The organism is Mesorhizobium tamadayense (genome assembly GCF_003863365.1).
In the GTDB taxonomy this organism is placed as follows: Bacteria; Pseudomonadota; Alphaproteobacteria; order Rhizobiales; family Rhizobiaceae; genus Mesorhizobium; species Mesorhizobium tamadayense.
In genome coordinates, this window is sequence record NZ_RQXT01000014.1 from 60,637 (window position 1) to 79,119 (window position 18,483).

Genomic DNA, 18,483 nt, shown 5'->3' on the forward strand with positions numbered 1-18,483 from the left:
TCTCCGTCGCAATTGACGCGAAGGAGAGGACACATGAACGCAAGTGACTATCTGCAACGCAGCACATTGTATCGGAAGCTGATCCACGGGCCGTATGGCGAGTTTGCACGCGTTTATGCGGGCAGATTGTCGGACGAAGGCTTCGGTCAGCAATGCACATGGCGATCGCTAAGCCTATTTCGTGAGCTGAGAGACTGGCATCTCGGCAACGGGCACGATCTCCAGGACTTAAGTGAAGATTATGTCGAGCGGTTTCTTGAGCACCGTTCCAGACACTGGAGCATCGATTCGGGCGCCCGATCGGCGCTCCGGCGCTTGCTTGCCGCGTTACGGCAAGAAGGTTTGATACCAACCGCCCTTCCGATTGAGCGCACGGAGCACGAGCAGATTGTTGATGTGTTCGCGGCTTACCTCACGAATGAGAGAGGGCTCGCCGCCTCGACGGTGGAAAGTCACAAGCTGCTCTCACGCCGATTTCTGCAGGAGGTCTGTCCGGCAGGCGCAGATGGGTTTGCAGCGCTCACCCCGGAGATTGTCATCGGTTATGTCGAACGACATGCTCTCGATGGCTCCGCCGACAGCGGCAAGGCGATGTGCGGGGTGGTGCGCACCATCCTGCGCTATTTGCATCTGAAGGGCTTCATTTCGGTGGCCTTGGCCGATTGTGTGCCGTCGGTCCGTCGCTGGCGGCTTGCTGGCCTGCCAACCTTCCTGCCACCACAGAAGGTTCAGTTGGTTCTCGATGCCTGCGATCGGACCACGGCGATGGGACTTCGGGACTATGCGGTTCTGATGGCGCTGGCCAAGCTGGGCTTGCGCGCCAGCGAGGTTGCGGCGCTCAGTCTTGACGATATCGATTGGCAGTCGGCCAGTGTTCTCGTCCATGGCAAGGGACGGCGGCAAGCGATGATGCCGCTACGCCGGGACGTCGGTGCGGCTATCGTCGCCTACATCCGGCATGGGCGACCGGCTTCACCGTGTCGCCGGTTATTTCTGCGAATGCTTGCTCCGCACGTCGGCTTTGCCTCAGGCTGCGCCATCACGATGATCGCGAAGGAGGCCCTCGATCGGGCGGGTATTCACGGCTATGCGCACCACGGCGCGCACCTCTTCCGCCACAGCCTTGCGACCGACCTGCTGCGGTCGGGGGCCAGCTTTGCCGAGATCGGCCAGTTGCTTCGTCACCGGAGCATCGACAGCACAAGGATCTATGCCAAGCTCGACATCGAGAAGCTGCGCGAACTGAGCCTGCCCTGGCCGGGAGGTGTCCAATGAGCCGTCTCCGAACAGCGCTCGGGCGCTATGTGGGCATGCGCCAGGGATTGGGATACAAGTATCATGGCCCCGCTCGACGGTTGTCGGATTTCGTCACCTTCATGGAGGCTCGCGGCGCCGAGACCGTCACCACGGCGTTGGCAATGAAGTGGGTGACGTTGATCGGCCGACAACCGAGTTGGTCCATCCGTCTAACCGATGTGCGCTGCTTCGCTCAGCACCTCGCTCATTTCGACCCCATGACGGAAGTGCCACCTCAAGACGCTGTGCCGCCGGCGCGGCGGGCAAAGCCCTACATCTATACCGATGCTGAGATCACGGCGCTTCTGGCGGCGGCACTATCGCTGCCGCCGGCCAACGCCCTGCGTCGCTGGACATATCATTGCCTGTTCGGATTGATTGCGGTCGCCGGGCTACGCCATTCCGAAGCGCTCGACCTGCGCCGAGACGACGTCGATCTCGAGCAAGGTATCCTCACCATTCGGGAGACGAAGTTCGGCAAGTCGCGGCTGGTTCCGCTCCATGCCACGACGGTCGCCGTGCTGTCGGACTATGCCGCGCGACGCGACGCGCATCTCGTCGCGCCTCGTAGCCCCTATTTCTTTGTCGCCGAGCGGGGCGGCAGATTGCTGCACCAATACGTGCACCGGGTGTTCTGGCAGTTGTCGCGACAGATAGGTCTGCGGCAGCGGGGGCAGCGCAATGGTCCGCGGATTCACGATCTTCGTCACCGTTTCGCCGTCCAAGCCCTGACCAACTGGTATCGTGCGGGCGAAGATGTCGAGCGGGAACTGCCGGTCCTCTCGACCTTTCTCGGCCACGCCAATGTTCGCGACACCTACTGGTATCTATCCGCCGCGCCGGAGCTGATGACCCATGCCGCGCGACTGCTGGATGAGCGGTGGGAGGTTCGCTCATGAGTGCCTCGAACGATCTGGCCGTGCTGATCGAGCGGTGGTTCACCGATCGCCTCATGCGACATCGAGGCGTAAGCTCCAACACCATCGCCTCCTATCGCGACACCTTCCGGCTCCTGTTTGCATTCGCGCAGACACGCCTTGGCAGGCCTCCGTCGCAGTTGACACTGCGGGATTTGGACGCGCCTTTCATCGGCGCATTCCTGGAGGACCTCGAGATACTGCGATCCGCCTCAGTGAGGACCCGGAATCTCCGCCTCACAGCCATTCGGTCTTTCTTCAGATATGCGTCGTTCGAGGAGCCGGCCCATAGCGCCCAAATTCAACGCGTGCTCGCGATCCCGAGCAAGCGATGCGACAAGCGACAGCTTCAGTTTCTCACCAGGCCCGAGATTGAAGCGTCCTGGCCTGTCCGGATCGCAGCACATGGCTGGGACGGCGGGATCACACTCTGCTGTTGCTGGCCGCGCAAACGGGCTTGCGGGTCTCGGAGATCATCGATCTCGACCGGGACTCGGTGATGCTGGGGCACGGTGCCCACGTGCGATGCGTTGGCAAGGGCCGCAAGGAGCGAAGTACGCCGCTCACCAAGGTTGCACAGCAAGCCCTTCGGGGCTGGCTCAACGAGCCCAGGAAGCGGGGCGCAATGGCTCTCTTTCCGAACACGCACGGCGGCAAGCTGAGCGCCGACGGCGTGCAGGCGCTGCTGAACAAATATGTCGCCAAGGCTCGCGAACACTGCGTCACCCTCCGCTCAAAGCGGGTGTCGCCCCATGTTTTGAGGCACAGCGCTGCCATGGAGCTGCTGCAGGCGGGCGTCGATTGTTCGGTCATCGCCCTATGGCTGGGCCATGAGGCGATGGAAACGACACTGACCTATCTTCCACGCACATCTTGAGCTGAAGGAATCCGCACTTGCCAAGCTGAAGCCATACGAACGCGCAAAGGCCGAACGATTTCGACCAAACGACCGGCTTCTTGAGTTCCTGAACGCCCTTTGAGCATGAGAACTATGCCGAGTGTCAACGACCATTTCTTGGTCGAAATGGCGGGCAAAGCGCTTCATACCGTCATGATCGGAAGAGGCGCTCGGCATAGTGGTCGGCATAAACCGCGTTGGACTAACCCGCTCCGCGATCGCGGAGCGGCAAGGAGGGTGAGTGCCGACAGCATGATCTGATCGCGTCGTCTGTCGCGCTGGTCATGTGTCCACAACAAGCTCCGACTGCGTCAGCATGGAGGGGCTGCTTGCAGCCTATTCCATCGGACAAAGGAGCTTGTCATGACCCAACTTCGCCAGCGCATGAGCGAGGCCATGGAGGTGCGCAACCTCGCGCTCAACACCCAACTCTCCTATCTTCAGCAGGTGTCGCTGTTTGCGCGTCACTTCGGCAAGTCGCCGGACTTGCTCGGGCGCGAGGATATTCGGACCTATCAGGTCTATCTGACCAACGAGAAGAAGCTGTCGCCCGGCTCGATCCACACCGCCATTGCGGCGCTGCGCTTTCTCTACAGTGTGACGCTCGAGAGGGATTGGGCGCCTGAAGAGGTCCTGCCGCTTCCCAAGAAGCCGCAGAAGCTGCCGATCATCCTCAGTGCCGAGGAAGTTCAGCGGTTCCTCGGCTGCGTCCTCGACGTCAAACACCACGCCATCCTGACCACTTGCTATGCCGCCGGCTTGCGCATCTCGGAAGCGGTGCAACTGAAGCCCACGGGCATCGACAGCTAGAGAATGGTCATCCGCGTGGAGCAGGGCAAAGGCCAGAAGGACCGCTACGTGATGCTGTCGCCCAAGCTCTTGGAGATCCTGCGCAGCTACTGGAAGGTGCGGCGGCCAAAGGAGTGGCTCTTCCCCGGCGATCGTGCCGGCCAGCCGATCACCAGGGATGCGGTGGGACAGGCCTGCGCGAAAGCGCGCGACCGCTCCGGATTGTCCAAGCCGGTCACGCCCCATTCGCTTCGCCACGCCTTCGCCGTCCATCTGCTGGAGGCCGGCGCCGACGTGCGCACCATTCAACTGCTGCTCGGTCACCGCAGCCTCGCGACCACCGCCCATTACCTGCGGATCGCCACCAACAAGGTCTGCGCCACGTCGAGCCCCTTCGAGCTCTTGCCGAGGCCGGCGCCCACCCCGCCGCCGCCCGCCAAGCCGCAGTACTTCTGAGCTCGCGCCGATGGCCCGTTCGGGGCCGGAAGTGGCGGACATCTTCCGCCGCTACGGCGAGGCCTATCGTGTCCAGCATGACGCGTCGCTGTCGACCGCCCAGCGTCGCGTCATGACGGCGATCGAACTGTGCCGGACCGCCGCGCTCGGCGGGCATGTCGAGCAGTGCGATCACTGCGGCCACCGGCGCATCGCCTTCAACAGCTGCCGCGACAGGCATTGCCCCCGCTGCCAATCGCTGGCCCGCGCGCAATGGCTGGAGGATCGTCGCGCCGAGCTCCTCGACACGCAATACTTTCACGTCGTCTTCACGCTGCCCGGCGACATTGCCGCCATCGCCTACCAGAACAAGGCGCTCGTCTACGGCCTGCTCTTCCGCGCCGCCGCCGAGACCCTGCGCACCATCGCCGCCGATCCCAAGCACCTGGGCGCCGAGATCGGCTTCTTCGCCGTGCTGCACAGCTGGGGCCAGAACCTGCTTCATCATCCGCATCTGCACTGCGTCGTCGCCGGTGGCGGCCTGTCTGCCGACGGCGAGCGATGGATCGCCTGCAAGCCCGGCTTCTTCTTGCCGGTCCGGGTGCTCTCACGCCTGTTCCGACGATTGTTTCTGGAGCACCTGGAGAAAGCCTTCGACGCCGGCCAGTTGAAGTTCTTCTCTGGCCTGCAGCACCTGAGCGAGCGGAACGCCTTCCGGCGCTATTTGGCGCCGCTACGAAAGGCTGAGTGGGTCGTCTTTGCCAAACCGCCCTTCGCCGGACCTGCCCAGGTGCTCGACTATGTCGGGCGCTATACGCACCGCGTCGCCATCTCCAACAACCGCCTCATCGACATCGAGGATGGCGCCGTTCGTTTCCGCTGGAAGGACTATCGGCACGGCAATCGGCATAAGGTCATGACCGTTACCTCCGACGAGTTCATTCGCCGCTTCTTGTTGCACGTCCTGCCCGAGGGCTTCCATCACATCCGCTACTACGGCTTTCTCGGCAATCGCTACCGCGCGCAAAAGCTCGCCCACTGCCGCGACCTGCTCGGCATGCCGGTTCCCGAGCCGTCGGATGGCTCATCCGAAAGGGATTACCGCGACCGCTATGAGGATCTCACCGGTCATTCCCTCAGGCAATGCCCCGCCTGTCGTCAAGGCCAGATGATCATCGTCGAAATCTTCGACGGCGCCACCGGACCCCCGCCATACTGGGATACGTCATGAAAGAACCGCTCCGCTCTCGCCGTCACCGCATCGCACGAGCCGTTCGGCCGGAAAGCCGAGTCGGTCCCGCGAAGCTGCGCGCCGTCACCCCCGGCCGCTTCTGCATGCAGGGCGCGACGCCGGTCCTCACTTTGCCGCAACCGATATCCGTGCTGCTTTCGGCGCACGCGACCTCTGCAATCGCTGCGTCCACGACCGCATCCGCGCCCACGCCATGCCTGTTCATGGCCACGGCCTGGTTGAACGCCCATAGCGGCCACCCGTGCCGGCGGCTTAGTCCAACACGTTTTTAGCTCACCGTCGCGATCCGCCAACAGCGCGCTCTCGCCACCCGCCTTTCTCCGCGACGCCAAGCTAAAAACGCTCTGCCTATGCCGCGCGCGGCATAGGCAGGTGTTAACAAGAGAGGCAAGGACCGCCCAGGTCTCGCCGCCCTTCGCCGAGCCGGCGAACAGGCTGTTCTTTCTTCCAAGGCCGATCGCTCGCATGCTGCGCTCCACCACGTTCGTATCCACGCTCAGCCGCCCGTCATCCAGGAAGGCGGTGAGCCCAGCCCAGTGCGCGAGCATGTATCGAATCGCCTTGGCGAGCGAGGACTTCTGCGAGATCTCCCCAAGTGCCTTGGTGACGAGGGCGTGCAGTTCATTCATGATCGGTCGGGTTTTGGCCTGGCGGATCGCGCATCGCTGCTGTGGGGTCAGTCCGTTGATGTGCGCCTCGATCGCATAGATCTCCCGGAGCCTGGCGATGACCTCCTTCGCGGTCTCGGACTTGGTCGTCTCGAACACCGACACGAACTTGCGCCGGGCATGGGCGAGGCAGAAGACGAGCCGGATCGGTTTGCCGGTGCGGCGCGCCTTGGCGAGCGACTTGTAGGCGGCATAGCCGTCGACATGCAGCACGCCGCAGAATGCCGCGAGTTGTGTCGTGACTTCGCTTGCGCGGCGCCCCTCGGCATAGACGTAGCCGACTGCCGGCGGCGAGGGACCGCGCCAGGGACGGTGGTCGACCGCCTGCGACCAGATCTGGCAGACCTTGGTCTTGCCGCGGCCGGGATCGAGCCGCCGAAGCGGCGTCTCGTCGCAGAAGACATAATCTTGCGAGCGGATATGGCCGAGCAGACGTTCATAGAGCGGACGCAGCCACCAGGCGACACGCCCGACCCAGTTCGTCAGCGTCGCGCGATCGAGGTCAATCCCCTGGCCGGCAAACATCTGCGTCTGCCGATAGAGCGGGAGATGCCAGGCAAACTTGGCGACGGCGACATGGGCGAGCAGCGCCGTGGAGGCCATTCCTCCGATTGTCGCCCGCGCGGGCGCCGGCGCCTGCACGACGCCGGTCACACAGGCACGGCAGGCATACTTCGGCCGGATGATGCGCACAACGCGCACGATCGCGGGGATCACATCGAGCGCCTCGGAGACGTCCTCGCCGATGCGGTGGAGCTGTCCGCGGCAGCACGGGCAGTCGCTGACCTCGGGCTCGATGACGCGCTCGACGCGAGGCAGGTACTTGGGCAGGGCACCGATATTGCGCTGGGCCGGCTTGCGCGGGCTGCTCTTCTTGCGGCCCTCGGCGTCGGGCGCGACGTTGTCGTTGGCCGAGACCGCATCGGGCGAAAGATCGCCGAGATCGAGCGCGCCCTGCTCTGCCGGCAGGGCGATGATGCGCTCGGACTTCGCTCCGAAGATCAGCTTTCTGTAGGTGGCGACCTGCGCGTTCAAAGCCGCGTTCTTCTCCCGCAGCTCGAGCACGAGCTTGATCAGAAGATCGGGATTGCGGGGGAGCGAATCAGCTTCGCAGGACATGTTTAAAACTACTCGAGAACCGCCAGAAATACCAGCGAAAACAACATCGTCAGGCTACCCGCAAGGGTCTTTTGACCGGCCGTGGCGAGGCCCTCTCCCACTCCAGCCCCTCAACCAGAAGCGCCAACTGCGTCGCGCTCAGCCGCACCACGCCGTCGCGCATTGGCGGCCAGGCGAAACGGCCTGCCTCGAGCCACTTCGTGGCCAAAACCATGCCCGTGCCGTCCCACATTAAAAGCTTCAAACGGTCCTTCCGCTTCGACCGGAAAATGAAGACGTCGCCACTGTAAGGGTCCGCCTGAAGCGCCTGCGCAACCAGAGCGGCAAGCCCGTTCACGCCGCGACGGAGACGGGCTCGCGCGACAGCCAGATCCTCGGCGCACGATCGAGGTAGATCATGAGCCTCCCCGCAGCGCCCCAATCACTGCCGCGGCCAATGCGGGGGCGACGCCGCCGCGAAACGCAACACGTCGCCGCCCGAAGGTCGACCTCAATCCCGCAAGGCACCATCGGCGCGCGCGGCGCGGCCTCGGCCTCGACCTCGACCGGAATGAAACTGGGTGGCATACCCCTCGCGCGGACAACGCCAGCGGCACGGCGCCAAACCGTCAACAGGCCTCGGCTGACGCCGTTACGATCGGCCACCTCCGAGATGTTCGCGCCCGCTTCCGCGCTTTCCGCGACAATCCGCGCCTTCTCATCGTCCGACCACGCCCGCCGCTGCCGGCGGCCCGAAATCAGCTCGATCCGCCGATAGCCGCTGACCTCATCTCTGGCTTCAAACCTGGCATCAAGTCTGACTGCATCCGACATCGCAATACTCCCGTCTCAACATCGACAAGAGTATCCGTCACTCCGAGATCATACGAGGTGGGGAGATGATGACGCTTACGTCCATCTCGTACGGCGATGGCCGGGCGCACATGATACTCAAGCCCCGCCGCGGGGACGTACTGCAGCGCAATGGCTGGCGAGTCGGACATCCACAGCAGGCCGTCGCCGCCGGGCCGAAGCGCACCCTCGATCCGTTCGCATGTGCCGTGAAACAGCAGGCCCTTGGTGCTGTCTCCGCTTTCAGCCGCGGCTCGAAGCCGCTTCAAATAGCTCGCTCACCGCCCCTAGCATGGCTCCGCTTTTCGATGCGCCTAGGATAAGAAAGCCGACGAAAGCCGCAAGCCCATGGCACGGAGCGGAAGCCAAGTCCTTGCGCAGGACTCCCAGGCGGTGGTGGCGTTGAATTGGGCATTCTGGATCATTATCGCTCCTTGCCAGCCCGGTTCAAGACCGTATGTTTGCGGTTCTGTCATGCCAACGCGTGGAGTCGTCGGAAGCGGCGGCGGGAGGATGGGTTTCGATGAATGTGATCGTGGTCGGCGCAGGTATTGCTGGTCTTTCTACGGCTTGGTCGCTGGTCAACGCCGGCCACGATGTCACGATCGTCGAGCAGGGACCGATCCCCAATCCTCTCGCCGCATCGGGCGACTGCCATCGCATCATCCGCCGCGCCTATCCTGCCGGCAACGGCTACGGCCAACTGATTAGCGAAGCCTATGAGGCTTGGAGCGATCTGTGGGCCAATCTTGGCGAGGATCATCTCGATCCACGAGGTTTTCTCTGCGTATCGCGCGCGAACCTGGCGACGAGGCGGAGGAAAACCGCAAAGGATTGGAGAAGGGCGGCTTTCCGTTCGAACTGCTCGATCCGTCGGAAGCGGTCGAGCGCTGGCCATTCCTGGAGCCTGGCACCTTCCGATATGCCTATTTTTCGCCCGATGGCGGCGCACTGCATTGCCGCAGTATTGCGTCAGGGATGGCAGGATGGCTGCACGCCAATGGCGCCAATGTCTACGAACACAGCAAGGTGACGGCAATTGAGACCGAATCCGGGCATATCGTTCTTGCAAGCGGCGAGACCATGCAGGCGGACCGCATCGTCGTCACGGCGGGTGCCTGGGTGCTCAAACTATTCCCGGAACTCGGCGACGAATTGAAAACGTATCGCACTGCGCTCGCCTATGTGGAACCGCCGGCTGACCTCAAGGAGGCATGGGAAGGGCTCCAGTCATCCTCAATGTCGGCGGGACCACCGATGGCTACATAGTCCCGCCGACCCGCGGCACCGGCATGAAGTTTGGCTCCGGTCTACACAAAGTGCCGACAAGTGATGCCGATTGGAATCGCCAGCCCGTCCCGGGGGCGAGGTGATCCGCAACCTGTTCTCGCCGCCGATTGCCCGTATCACGGAATACATGGTAACCAAGGTCGTGACCTGCGCCTACACCTTCACGGCGGACGAGAAGTTCCTGGCGCACGAGTATGGCAACTGCCTGGTCATCTCGGCTTGCTCAGGTCACGGCTACAAATTCGGTGCCGCGGTCGGCAGGCGTGTGGCGGCGGCCATCGGCAATGGCGATGTCGCCGGGCTGAAGAAGTGGCTGAGGGCGGAGGTCTAAAGCAATGATGCCGGTCGGAACGCGCTTGAATCAGGTGAACCTAAAGAAGGACTGATCGCTTTATTGGGTTGCATTCGAAGGACCGGATCCTGCGCTGCCCGGGAAAGTTAATCGCCACGACATCGCCCGATTCTCGATGATGCCTTCATCTCGAAGTCTGCGGAGATTCCGTGATAGGGCACGTGAAAAAACCAGCTAGCAATCATGCGGAAAAACCGGGCGAGAGTTCCACCGGGATATGCAGTTGGATGGCGCCGACTGCCAATGCGGGCGATGTCCACTCTCGGTCCGACAGCGCAGTGTCTGGTGGTCGTCTGCACTTAAAGAGCAATGGCCCGCTACACTCAACTTTCATTTTGTGACTTCTTCGGCGTCCGCAGGCTATTTGTGGGCGGCTTCGAACGCCCGGAAAAAAGTTGCCATATGTGCGCGGAGGTTGGCATTGATGTATCCTCCCTCTTGGACAAGCAGGGTCGGCATTCCCAATTTTGCCAAACGACCTGCTGCCGCAGAAAATCCATCATGGGTCACATTTAACGCCGCTACCGGGTCGTACTTCGAAGCATCGAACCCGAGTGAAATAACTAGGGCCCCGGGCTGATAATGGGCAACAGCGGCAACCGCTCGGTCTATGGAAGCCAGCCATTCGCGATTTCGAGCGCGAAGCGGCAATGGCAGATTGAGCGTCAGGTTTTTGCCAGGCCCATCACCAGTCTCATCCGCATACCCAGTATAGTAAGGCGCCGCCACCGTTGGGTCGACATGGACGGAGCAAAACAATACGTCAGCCCTGTTCCAAAAGATTGACTGAGTGCCGTTGCCATGGTGAACATCGATATCGATGCTCGCGACCTTTCCGAACCGTTCCACCAATCGATTGGCAGCGATTGCTGCATTGTTCAGGAAACATACGCCACTCATCAAATCGGTGTAGGCGTGATGTCCAGGCGGCCTGCACAACGCGTATACAAGACCGTTGCTACCACCAAGCCGATCAGCCGCATGGATCGCCGACTGTGCGCTTGCGAAGACCGCCGGCCATGTCCCTCTTTGGATCGGACATGAGGTTGAATTGGAGTACCCCCCAAGCTCGCCAAGCAACTCCTTCGGCTTGCGGTGCATTCGGTGTGTAGGGTGGACATTAGGGATCACATCGGGACCATAGCCAGGAGTTGCCGACCACCGATCATAGACGGTCTGCAAAAACTGGACGTAGTCTGGGTGGTGTATGGCGGTTATCGGGACCAAGGAGCCGAGGGGAGCCTCGATGAGCTGGTGTCCCCCCTCAACCATTATGGATAAGAACATGTGATAGCGCTCCGCGCGATCTGGTTGGTCGATGAACTTGGCATTGCGGAAGACATGGACCGGGTCGTGCAGCGCCTGATCAGGGTGGTGAACAACGAGCATTATTAATGTTCCGGCCCAAATGTGGAGATCGCTGGTTCACGGCTTCCATCAGTCTCAGCCGAGGGGTCTTGCTCGCGTCTCTGGCGTAATCAGCAGGTGGGTCACTAGGGTTACGGCACAGATGGCCATTACGTAGGCCGAAATAGACAGCGGTCCGCCGCTTTGGTGCAGCCAAGTGGACGCCATTGGAGCTGTACCCCCGAAAATCGCAGCGCTTACGGCGTAAGGAATTCCTATTCCCGAGGTGCGGACTTCGGTTGGAAAAAGTTCTGCGAACACCGTTCCTATGACGGCGTTGTTAAGGGACACGAACAAGGTTCCGACGAGCGATACCAAGAGAAAGGTCCAAAAACCAAGGTCGCCGACAAGCGACGACAGAAGAGGATACGTGAAAAGGAAAAAACATCCCGCACTGGCGACCAAGAACGGCTTCCTACCAAACCGGTCTGAGAGACCAGCAAAGATCGGAATCGCAATACAATAGGCAGCGGTCGCGACGATGTTGCCGACGAAGCCTTCCCATCGGTCAAGTCCACCAACAAGATTAGCATAGGTCGGGAGGAAGATAAGCCAGAGATAGAACTGGACGCTGTTCAATGATAGACCCCAGCGAAGCGACTAGCCAGGAATTCTGTGAGCTTGATCTGGTCTTGGCAGATCAGTCCTTCCAGCGGCAGTCTGCCATTGACCAACAGGTCAAGCACCGAGCAGATGCCAGCCGCCGTGGTTGCTTGGATTGCGCTGATCGGCTTGCCGTTAACCACCTGAGGGTAAATTTTATTGGCATAGACCTCTTGAAATGGGCGTCCCTGCTTGTGTCCGCTGACAACTACCATAATGATGACCATGTCCTGAAGACTGGTCGGCAATGCGTACTCGAGAATATCCTTCAGCAGTTCACGCCGCTCACTTAGGCGAAGGTCGTGGAGGAGTAGCTTCATTAGGGCTGCGTGGCCTGGATAGCGGACCGTGCGATAGTTCAACGTCCGCACCTGACCCTGCAGAGCGTCGCATAGCATACCCAAGCCCCCAGATGTGTTGAAGGCTTCATAACTTACTCCATCAATCACCAATTCCTCGCACTCCTCAAGTGCCGGCACTTCGACACGCCTACCATTAACGATGACTTCGCAAGGGTTGCAATATTCATTGATAACACCAGTAGTACTCCATGTTAAATTGTAACGCAGAGCATTGACAGAATATTGCGGCAGAGCACCAACACGCAATCGTACGGAGTCGATGCAGTCGAATCCGGAAATAAGGTGACGAGCCACGATAGATATAAACCCCGGAGCGAGGCCGCATTGCGGTATCAGCGCGGTGCTGGCTGATTGAGCCAGTGTTTTGATGTGGCGGGCGCTCTCGACGTCTTCGGTCAGATCAAGATAATGAACGCCGGCGGCAACTGCGGCATCGGCGATGCGGACGGTCAGATGGTACGGGGCCGCGCTAAGCACCGCGAATTTATCCTGCAGCGCGCAAGACAGCTGATCCGGATCGTTGGCATCCAGCGTTGCTGTCTGCAAGTTGGCGCGAGCGGGAAGTGTTGCTAGCGAGGCCGTTGTTGCGTCTGCCAGCATCACCTCATATAGGCTGTCTGCGGTGAGCACATCGGCAATCGCCGTTCCGATTTTGCCTGCGCCAATGACCAGTATCTTTTTCACGGCCTACCTCTCTATCCTACGAGCGCTTCACTTTGATTCTCTTTTGCTACTTCATGCTGCGAAATCGTCTGGCTGACGCAGCAGGTTGAGCGGGCCAGCTCGCACTATGTTTGACGCTCTGCGTCTCGACGTAACAGCGATAACCAGGTCTATAGGACGAGCCTGCAATCCCTCTGTTAGCGAGATGCCCAGCCTCGATGCAGGGCAAAATCGTGACGATGAAGAGGCTGTTCCAGCTCATGACGCCTCTTTAGCCGGCGTGCATTGCCAACTCGAGTTGCAAGACGTCGAAACGAATGGTTGCGCCGGATTGCCGGCCGATACCATCTATTGTTTTTCCTACTACGTCGTAGAATTTTTCGAGAACAGTACAAGGCGTTCGTCTCTCCTCGCCTCGGTTGAATTTTCCCAACAGCAGCAAGGCGCAATTTTTGTCAGGGCGGGCGCAGAAAACCAAGGCGCCGTCACACCCGAGATCTCGTACCAAGAATGCGTCGTCGGAGGCGATGCCTGAAATCTGCTCATAAGCACGACACAGCTTCCGTCGGATTCTCGTATAATCTTCCGAGGTCTCAATCACCCCGGCCAACGATAGATATGGCAACCGTGCCGAACTCTTTAGCCAGACTTCAGTTCCGTCGGATTTAAGAAACATTTCGATATCCGCTGCTATCATGGAGATCGGACGCACCAGACATAAACAGCATCATAAAGCAACAAATTTTGAATGCGGCTTATGGGGGTAGTTTTAGGTAAAAGTCTATAATGTGTAGATGCTATAGAAGTCAATCTGTGGAAGGTTTGTTTTACAAGTATTATTAAATAGTTTATAATTTATTCATCAACGCTGCTACAATCGAAACGCGGTTCCTAAAACGGTGAGATTGTTGCCCGCATGCAAACCCAAAGGGGCATGCGCCTGCACGACCGCGCTCGAGCAGCGCCGGGAAGCGTATTTCGGGCGGCGCGTGTCACATCCGGCGCTCTCAGGGCAAAGGGCGAGCCCGCGCCATGGGCGCGGCCTCCGTCCATCCGCTCGCGATATCGGTCAGAACCAGGCTGTGAACGTAGCTACCGCGGTTGACTCTCCCGCAATGAGCGACCAGGTCCATTTCCATGCTGCCGGGCAGCAGCTCATTCCAGTCGGCAAAGGTGCGCATTTTAATGCGCCGCCGCGGCTCTGGCACAACCCTTGGCGGCTTTTCGAACAGCAGCCGCCATCAGAAACAAGCCTCTTGCCGACGGGTGGGCCATACGTTTTTGAACCCACGATCCAGGCATCCTGCGCCCGTTGGCGCGGTCACGCGCTCATGTGCGAGAAGCCAGTTCCTTCAGCAACTTGCCCACGTAGCGCTCGTCATAGGAGACGCCGGACGATCCTCGATGACACGCTGCAGATCGATGCGCCACCAGCGCACCACGCCGTCAATCGCCAGTCCGGTCCCGGCTCGGAATTTGCGCCAGTTCGGCCTTCTGTTCCGGCGACAGGCGCGGCGTGGGTCCCCATACCAGGTATCCTTCAGTCCGTCAGGGCCATCCTCGTTGAAGCGATGCACCCAGTCCCGCAGCGTCTGCCGGTCCATGCCGCCGATCCGTGCAGCATCTTCCCGGCTTCATCCCCGTCCATGACCAGCCCGCGACAATATGCGCCTGCTCTGGTTAACGTCCTTCGCGGCCTTCACCGGTCGCCGAAGCGTGGCAGCCGATAGTCCGTCCGTATCTTCACCGCTGATCCCATCACCCGAATCCTCCTCGCGACAAGGAATCACGGATCAGCGAGGCGGGAACCCCTAGAGAGTCAGGCCTCGGAACCTTTGGTATTCCTACAGAGCACCTCGTCGACGTGTGCCGCTCGTCGCCACAGTTTGCGCACGCCTCAACCTACTGCAACTCTCGCGCGCGTCCGGCGCCATTCCCTATTTCTTGTGACTTGCTGTTGCGCAGCATGACTTCTGCGACACTGAAGGTGTGCTTCCCTTGCCGGGAAGTCAGGCGAGCGTCGATGTCGGGGAAGATAAAGAACGGCAGCGAAATCCTGTCGGTCGAACCATTGTGTACGACCTGATGCGGCGTACTCTTGAATCGGTCGTCGCTCAAGGCCTGAAGCATGTCGCCCAAATTGACTACTAGACTGTCGGGCAGGCTCGGCGCCGGCGTCCAGCGCTCTTGGAACCACACCTGCAAGGAGCGCGTAGGGAGTTCCTCCTGCAGCAGTAGCGTGAAGAAGCCTGTGTCGGTATGCTTGCCGGCCACGCCGCCGCTAGCTGGATACCGGATCACCCGTTGCAGGACTGTTGGCGGGCTGAAATGGCGTTGGAACCAGCCCTGTTCCATATCGAGCAGGTCGGCAAGCGCGTTTCCGAGCTGCGGGACAACCCCCTTAAGCACAGTAGCTTGCAAAGTAAGCAGGCTTCGCGCGAAACCAGGAGCCAAGGCGTCATCCGGGAAGCGCGTGAGTCCGGCAAATGGACGCCGGTCGCCTTCGTCCTCGGTTCCGAGGTCGAACAGTTCCTTTGGATCGGGGCCGGCCTCGGGATGTAGCACCTCGCCGCGCATCGGACTGTATCCACGGGCGGTAGTAGGGTACACGTCTTGGGCGGTGGGACCATAGCGTTCCTTGACCGACTGTGGCAATTTGAAGAACCGCCGGGAAGCGTCGATCGCTTCTGCAATCTCTTCCTTGGGGATTCCGTGCTCGATAAGGTAAAAGAACCCGTACTCCTCGCAGGCCATGCGTAAGTGCTGTTGCTCTTCACGTCGCGTTGCATCGGCTGACAGTTTCGCCAGTGAGATTTGCGGTAACGTGGTCATAGTCGCTCCTCCGTTGGTGCTTTGGCCTTGTGGGCTTCTAGAAAACCTTGTAGTCTACATTGTTGCTCGTGATGTATCTGCCGTCGTCCAGGCAGAGTGCTGACACAGGAACGGTGGTATGTTGCAGAGGGCTCATCTCGTCATCCAAGGTGTGGCCGTCCGATAGCTGTTACGAGCACTCACGCTGATAAACTCCGCTCGGGCGCGTGACGCGAGCAGTTCGCGCAGCCAATCCGTCCTGACATACCCGAGCCTGAATACCTGCAGACTGTGATGTGATAGTTCGCCCTGGTGTATTTGGAGAGCGGCTCATCAAGGTCGACAATGTCTTGGACATTGCGGGAACGCGAGTTTGTCCGACCTATCGGGCCATCTCTCGTCGCGGTGGTTTCTATCAGTTAAATTAGACATGGAGCTCTCTTCACAGGTAAGACCTGTTGACGGTTGTTTATGGTATTGTATTGACCTTACCACCGCAATATACAGGGGATTTGTGTCGGATACCATATAAGATAAATTAAGAATTTTGTCGATTACTATTACAATTGATTAACTTTTATTTAGGATTTTTTACATGGAAATTGTACAATTGCTCGAACTCAGAAGCTGACGTAGAGGACATTTCCTATAATTCTCGACGAAAGCCAGTCCGACGATGTACGAAAGATCGGGCCGGAGCTCGCTCGAATTTCACGCTGACCGTACGCATGGACGCGGCCTTGACTGATCGGCGCTTCAGCGATTTCGCGTTGTGACGCTCCTGCGAGCGATCCGTCGAGGTACGAAGAACGAAGGTCAATCGGGGGCCGCGTTTATCGGGCGGAGACAGGCGCGTGGCATTTCTCTATGAGCTACAGAGGGCATTGAGGCACTCGAGCATCAATTGGCGATGCTTCGAAAGCGCCGGGGCCAGATCGCCTCAAACAGGCTGCAGGATGTCCGCACCCAAGACGGTGAGCTGGAGGGTCTGTTCCGCATGGCGAAGAAGGACGTGCTGGCTCTTGTCGGCGTCGGCAGGACTGTCGCACGACATTGCAATCCGGTCTATGCCGGAGCTTATGTCTTTGGACGCACCGCCTCGTGCACGCGCGTCAAAGACGGCCGTAAAGTCATCACCCACGGTCTTGCGCGCCGGCGCGAGGAGTGGACGGTTATAATCCGCGACCACCATGATGGCTATCTCCTGGGCGGAGTATGATCGCAGCCAGACGATTATTGCCGGCAATGCTAATATGAAGGGGGCGATGGTGTCGGGTTCGGTGCGCAACGGCAGTGCACTTCTCGTCGGCTTGCTGCGCTGCGGGTGCTGCGGCCGCAAGCTCAAGGTACTGCACCATTGGCGCCCCGATGCGCGCTATGTCTGCGGTAGCCATGTCGACCCTCGGCCGAGAAGGATGCACCGCCTTCAGCAACATGCGCATCGATGCGGCATTGTCGGCGGAAGTGCTGCGGGCGATCTAGCCGCTGGCACTCCAGGCGGCGTTGCAGTTGATTGCCGATCGCAAGCCGGCAGCGAAAGGCTGCGGCAAAGCGAGCTCGCCCACGGTGGGTCCAGCCTCATAGCAAAATCTCAATCGTACACCCGGGCGTCCGAGCTTGGGGACGAGGCGGCGTACAGACGGACTATCGGAGGATATCTCTCTGACATATCGAACCTCACCGGTGCCCGCTCTCGGCGAGAGCAACAGCATCGTCTGCCGCGTGGGTATTTCGTCGCCACCCCATCATCGTGGCTCCGCCTGAAGAACTGATCGGATGGCGTTTGCGGTCGCGTCGACATCGTCATCGCTGATGAGATAGTGAAGGACCGCGCGAACCACGCCTTCGCGAAGCGTGCCCATGCGCACATCCCGCTGCGACAGCGCCACCAAGAAGTTTGGGACCGACAGACCGTCCCTCTCAAGCCGAAAGAACACCATGTTCGTATCGATGACCGGAGACTCGAGGCGGATGCCGGGAATGTCGCCGATTTCCTCCGCCAGCAACTTCGCCCGACGGTGATCTTCGACCAGCCGGTCCACCATGGTTTCAAGCGCCACGATACCCGCACTGGCCATGAAGCCGGCTTGGCGAAGTCCACCCCCCAGAAGCTTCCGATAGCGTTTCACCCGGTCGATGAAGGGCCGTGGTCCACACACCATGGAGCCGAATGGCGCGGCAAGTCCTTTAGACAGGCTGAACATGATCGAGTCAAAGGCCTCCGCGATTTCCGCCGGCGGTTTCGTCGAGGCTATCGCCGCATTGAAGATGCGGGCGCCATCCAGATGCAGTGGCAGGCCGTGCTCGTCGGCAAGCTCGCGCACTTCCTTAATATAGGACGCGGGCAAGACACGCCCGCCACGTTGACAGTGCGGATTCTCCAGCACGATGACGCCCGGCGGCGCGCATTGGTAATCGCTCTTGTCGCGGATCGCCGACCGCAAATTATCCAGGGACAGCCGTCCGTCGGCTTCCGTCGGCACGGGGTGCAGGACGAGACCCCCCACCACCGAAACGCTGCCGGCTTCGAAGTCGTAGAGATCAGAGCGATCGCCGACGATCACCTCGTGGCCGCGGGGACAATGCGCGAGCAACGCAGCAAGGTTCCCTTGGCATCCGCTCGATAGGAAAGCGGCGTCCTCCTTGCCGAGCATTTCCGCCGCCAACGCTTCTAGCCGGTTTAACGTTGGGTCTTCATCGTAACCAGCGTCACCCACTTCGGCGACAAACATCGCCTGGCGCATCTCTTGGGTGGGAAGGGTGACGGTGTCGCTCAGTAGATCTATCATA

At 60.2% G+C, this 18,483-nt stretch carries 13 protein-coding genes and 5 pseudogenes; 7 read left to right on the forward strand and 11 right to left on the reverse strand.

Features of this window, described 5'->3' with window-relative positions; genetic code table 11:
* Positions 1 to 33 precede the first annotated feature (33 nt).
* From EH240_RS14000 to EH240_RS14020, 5 genes and pseudogenes are all read left to right on the forward strand, one after another.
* Positions 34 to 1,275, forward strand: a complete 1,242-nt coding sequence (locus EH240_RS14000) for a site-specific integrase (protein ID WP_124999127.1) — start codon at positions 34 to 36, stop codon at positions 1,273 to 1,275.
* Positions 1,272 to 2,195: a tyrosine-type recombinase/integrase gene (locus EH240_RS14005; RefSeq protein ID WP_124999129.1), complete on the forward strand. Its 924-nt coding sequence runs from the start codon at positions 1,272 to 1,274 to the stop codon at positions 2,193 to 2,195. The genes EH240_RS14000 and EH240_RS14005 overlap by 4 nt, the downstream gene beginning before the upstream one ends.
* A pseudogene (locus EH240_RS14010) lies at positions 2,192 to 3,193 on the forward strand (tyrosine-type recombinase/integrase). The gene EH240_RS14005 and the pseudogene EH240_RS14010 overlap by 4 nt, the downstream one beginning before the upstream one ends.
* 281 nt (positions 3,194 to 3,474) lie before the next feature.
* A pseudogene (locus EH240_RS14015) lies at positions 3,475 to 4,356 on the forward strand (tyrosine-type recombinase/integrase).
* Between the two features lie 10 nt (positions 4,357 to 4,366).
* Positions 4,367 to 5,566: an IS91 family transposase gene (locus tag EH240_RS14020; protein ID WP_124999131.1), complete on the forward strand. Its 1,200-nt coding sequence runs from the start codon at positions 4,367 to 4,369 to the stop codon at positions 5,564 to 5,566.
* On the opposite strand, the gene tnpC is transcribed toward EH240_RS14020, so the two are convergent.
* From tnpC to EH240_RS14035, 3 genes are read right to left on the reverse strand one after another with little or no spacing between them, the layout of a single operon-like run.
* Positions 5,494 to 7,374 (reverse strand): IS66 family transposase, encoded by a 1,881-nt coding sequence (tnpC, locus tag EH240_RS14025; protein ID WP_124999133.1) that lies wholly within the window; start codon positions 7,372 to 7,374, stop codon positions 5,494 to 5,496. The genes EH240_RS14020 and tnpC overlap by 73 nt on opposite strands.
* A gap of 49 nt (positions 7,375 to 7,423) precedes the next feature.
* The gene (tnpB, locus tag EH240_RS14030; RefSeq protein WP_124999213.1) at positions 7,424 to 7,744 is read right to left on the reverse strand and encodes an IS66 family insertion sequence element accessory protein TnpB; all 321 of its coding nucleotides are present in this window, start codon (positions 7,742 to 7,744) and stop codon (positions 7,424 to 7,426) included.
* A complete protein-coding gene (locus EH240_RS14035; protein WP_124999135.1) occupies positions 7,708 to 8,187 on the reverse strand; it encodes a transposase in 480 nt (159 codons plus the stop codon). Before EH240_RS14035 ends, tnpB begins: the two co-directional genes overlap by 37 nt.
* A gap of 475 nt (positions 8,188 to 8,662) precedes the next feature.
* Here EH240_RS14035 and EH240_RS14040 point away from each other — a divergent pair.
* Positions 8,663 to 9,826: pseudogene (locus tag EH240_RS14040) on the forward strand (NAD(P)/FAD-dependent oxidoreductase).
* A 381-nt stretch (positions 9,827 to 10,207) separates the two neighbouring features.
* Here EH240_RS14040 and EH240_RS14045 read toward each other — a convergent pair.
* From EH240_RS14045 to EH240_RS14075, 7 genes and pseudogenes are all read right to left on the reverse strand, one after another.
* Complete coding sequence (locus EH240_RS14045; protein ID WP_124999138.1) at positions 10,208 to 11,236, reverse strand: histone deacetylase family protein; 1,029 nt, start codon at positions 11,234 to 11,236, stop codon at positions 10,208 to 10,210.
* 54 nt (positions 11,237 to 11,290) lie between these two features.
* The gene (locus EH240_RS14050) at positions 11,291 to 11,833 is read right to left on the reverse strand and encodes an MFS transporter (protein WP_124999140.1); all 543 of its coding nucleotides are present in this window, start codon (positions 11,831 to 11,833) and stop codon (positions 11,291 to 11,293) included.
* The gene (locus EH240_RS14055) at positions 11,830 to 12,903 is read right to left on the reverse strand and encodes a saccharopine dehydrogenase family protein (RefSeq protein ID WP_124999142.1); all 1,074 of its coding nucleotides are present in this window, start codon (positions 12,901 to 12,903) and stop codon (positions 11,830 to 11,832) included. The genes EH240_RS14050 and EH240_RS14055 overlap by 4 nt, the downstream gene beginning before the upstream one ends.
* Positions 12,904 to 13,153: 250 nt before the next feature.
* Positions 13,154 to 13,558, reverse strand: coding sequence for a hypothetical protein (locus EH240_RS14060; RefSeq protein WP_124999144.1), 405 nt, complete (start codon positions 13,556 to 13,558; stop codon positions 13,154 to 13,156).
* 355 nt (positions 13,559 to 13,913) lie between these two features.
* Positions 13,914 to 14,078: pseudogene (locus EH240_RS38465) on the reverse strand (ISNCY family transposase); the annotation flags it as partial.
* 156 nt (positions 14,079 to 14,234) lie between these two features.
* Positions 14,235 to 14,504: pseudogene (locus tag EH240_RS40040) on the reverse strand (helix-turn-helix domain-containing protein); the annotation flags it as partial.
* Positions 14,505 to 14,784: 280 nt separating this feature from the next.
* On the reverse strand, positions 14,785 to 15,714 hold the full coding sequence (locus tag EH240_RS14075) for an isopenicillin N synthase family dioxygenase (RefSeq protein ID WP_124999148.1): 930 nt from the start codon (positions 15,712 to 15,714) through the stop codon (positions 14,785 to 14,787).
* 883 nt (positions 15,715 to 16,597) lie between these two features.
* Here EH240_RS14075 and EH240_RS14080 point away from each other — a divergent pair.
* Positions 16,598 to 16,912: a hypothetical protein gene (locus tag EH240_RS14080; protein ID WP_124999150.1), complete on the forward strand. Its 315-nt coding sequence runs from the start codon at positions 16,598 to 16,600 to the stop codon at positions 16,910 to 16,912.
* 526 nt (positions 16,913 to 17,438) lie between these two features.
* On the opposite strand, the gene EH240_RS14090 is transcribed toward EH240_RS14080, so the two are convergent.
* On the reverse strand, positions 17,439 to 18,482 hold the full coding sequence (locus EH240_RS14090; RefSeq protein WP_124999154.1) for a GntG family PLP-dependent aldolase: 1,044 nt from the start codon (positions 18,480 to 18,482) through the stop codon (positions 17,439 to 17,441).
* Between the last annotated feature and the right edge of the window lies 1 nt (position 18,483).

Bases quoted from the DNA above. Each gene is read 5' to 3' on its own strand.
- EH240_RS14000 (WP_124999127.1), top strand. From the start codon at position 34: ATGAACGCAAGTGACTATCTGCAACGCAGCACATTGTATCGGAAGCTG.
- EH240_RS14005 (WP_124999129.1), top strand. From the start codon at position 1,272: ATGAGCCGTCTCCGAACAGCGCTCGGGCGCTATGTGGGCATGCGCCAG.
- EH240_RS14020 (WP_124999131.1), top strand. From the start codon at position 4,367: ATGGCCCGTTCGGGGCCGGAAGTGGCGGACATCTTCCGCCGCTACGGC.
- tnpC (WP_124999133.1), bottom strand. From the start codon at position 7,374: ATGTCCTGCGAAGCTGATTCGCTCCCCCGCAATCCCGATCTTCTGATC.
- EH240_RS14035 (WP_124999135.1), bottom strand. From the start codon at position 8,187: ATGTCGGATGCAGTCAGACTTGATGCCAGGTTTGAAGCCAGAGATGAG.
- EH240_RS14045 (WP_124999138.1), bottom strand. From the start codon at position 11,236: ATGCTCGTTGTTCACCACCCTGATCAGGCGCTGCACGACCCGGTCCAT.
- EH240_RS14060 (WP_124999144.1), bottom strand. From the start codon at position 13,558: ATGTTTCTTAAATCCGACGGAACTGAAGTCTGGCTAAAGAGTTCGGCA.
- EH240_RS14075 (WP_124999148.1), bottom strand. From the start codon at position 15,714: ATGACCACGTTACCGCAAATCTCACTGGCGAAACTGTCAGCCGATGCA.
- EH240_RS14090 (WP_124999154.1), bottom strand. From the start codon at position 18,482: ATGATAGATCTACTGAGCGACACCGTCACCCTTCCCACCCAAGAGATG.